The 1,530-nt window shown below is 65.6% G+C and carries 2 protein-coding genes; one reads left to right on the forward strand and one right to left on the reverse strand.

What is annotated here, in order from left to right; genetic code table 11:
* Window positions 1–124 precede the first annotated feature (124 nt).
* Window positions 125–694 (forward strand): cytochrome b/b6 domain-containing protein, encoded by a 570-nt coding sequence (locus OXU43_06880; protein MDD9824877.1) that lies wholly within the window; start codon window positions 125–127, stop codon window positions 692–694.
* On the opposite strand, the gene OXU43_06885 is transcribed toward OXU43_06880, so the two are convergent.
* Window positions 691–1,509 carry an ABC transporter permease gene (locus OXU43_06885; protein ID MDD9824878.1) on the reverse strand — a complete coding sequence of 273 codons (819 nt, stop codon included), beginning with the start codon at window positions 1,507–1,509 and terminating at the stop codon, window positions 691–693. The two genes, OXU43_06880 and OXU43_06885, sit on opposite strands and share 4 nt — an antisense overlap.
* Between the last annotated feature and the right edge of the window lie 21 nt (window positions 1,510–1,530).

Below are 1,530 nucleotides of genomic sequence, written 5' to 3' on the forward strand. Positions count from 1 at the left end.
CGGCGCCCCCCGGCGGCGCATTTGTCGCCTTTTTGCCGCTTGCCTATACTGTGCGGCGCGCATGGAGTTTCCCCGGATGGGCGGCGGGGCGCCGCCGTTCTCCCCGGGATGGGAGGATAATATTTTGCCTAGATACGACCGGGTGGCGGCGGCACTGCATTGGGTCATGACTGTACTGGTGTTCTGCCTGCTGGGCCTGGGATTTTACATGGTTGACTTGCCCAGGGGCAGCGACGAGCGCAGTTTTGCCTTCGCTCTGCACAAATCCCTGGGACTGAGCGCATTATTGCTGCTCGTGTTGCGTTTCGCCTGGCGCTTGCGCCGCCCGCCGCCGGCATGGCCGCCCGCCATGCCTCTGTGGCAGGTGCGCCTGGCGCTGGCGGTGCACCGCCTGTTCTATGTCTTCTTGTTCCTGCAGCCGCTCAGCGGCTATCTCTCCTCGTCTTTCAGCGGCTACAGCACCCGCTGGTGGGGCATTCCCCTGCCGCAGTGGGGCTGGAAGGCGCCGCCGCTGAACGAACTGTTTACCGGTTTTCACAATGCCTTTGCCGTGGTGTTGCTGTGCCTGATCGCCTTGCACCTGTTCGGGGCGCTGTTGCACTTTTGGCGGCCCGGCAGCGTGGATACGCTACAGCGCATGCCTCCCTTCCGGCGCCGTCCTCCCGCCCCTGCCGCCTCCCCGGCCGAGCTTTAGCCGCGCCGCCCGTCGCTCAGCCTGGCCGCGAGCCGCTCCAGGACCTGCGGGCGCGAGAAGCGCAGGCAGGAGATGGCCAGCGTCGCCGCCATGCAGGAGACCAGCAGCAGCAGATCGCGGGCGACGGAGAAATCGGCGGCGAAGTCCGGCGGCAGGTCGGCCCGCGGCAACAAGGCGTGCTTGAGCAGGTCCACGCAGTAACTGAAGGGATTCAGCAGGGTGGCGATTTTCAGGGCGTCCGGCAGGTGCTCGATGGGGTAGAGCGCGCCGCTCAGGAAGAAGACGGGAAAGATGAAGAAGTTCATGATCACCGCGAAATTCTCCAGGGTTTTGCTGAAGACGGCGATCAGCGTGCCCAGACTGGCGCTGAACAGGGCGGTGATCGCCATGCCAACGGCCAGCAGGGGCAGGTGCGGGAGCGGCTGCAGGAAGCCCATGGCCGCCAGCAGCGCCAGCAGCAGGAGGGCGTGCGCCAGCCCTACGAACGCCGCGCTTAAGGTGCGGGCGACCAGGATCCAGGGATGCGCGAAGGGGGCGATCATCAGCATGCGCATTACCCCTGCTTCTTTGTCGTAAACCATGGCCAGGGAGGCGAGAATGGCGCCGAACAGCAGCGTCATGCATAGAATGCCCGCGATCAGGAAGTATTGGTAGCCTTCGCGGCCCAGTTGCTCCAGCAGGGAGCCGAAGCCGCCGCCGATGACCAGCAGCCAGATCAGCGGGCGCGCCATGGAGCTGACCAGCCGGCCGCGTTGCCGGATCATGCGCTTCAGGTCGCGGGCGACGATGGCATGCATGGGCCGCCAGGGGATCATGACGCCGCTCCTGGTTTTTCC

Source organism: Gammaproteobacteria bacterium (assembly GCA_028817255.1).
Lineage (GTDB): Bacteria > Pseudomonadota > Gammaproteobacteria > Porifericomitales > Porifericomitaceae > Porifericomes > Porifericomes azotivorans.

Excerpts from the sequence above, each read along its gene's own strand:
- OXU43_06885 (MDD9824878.1), bottom strand. The coding sequence starts at position 1,509 with ATGATCCCCTGGCGGCCCATGCATGCCATCGTCGCCCGCGACCTGAAG.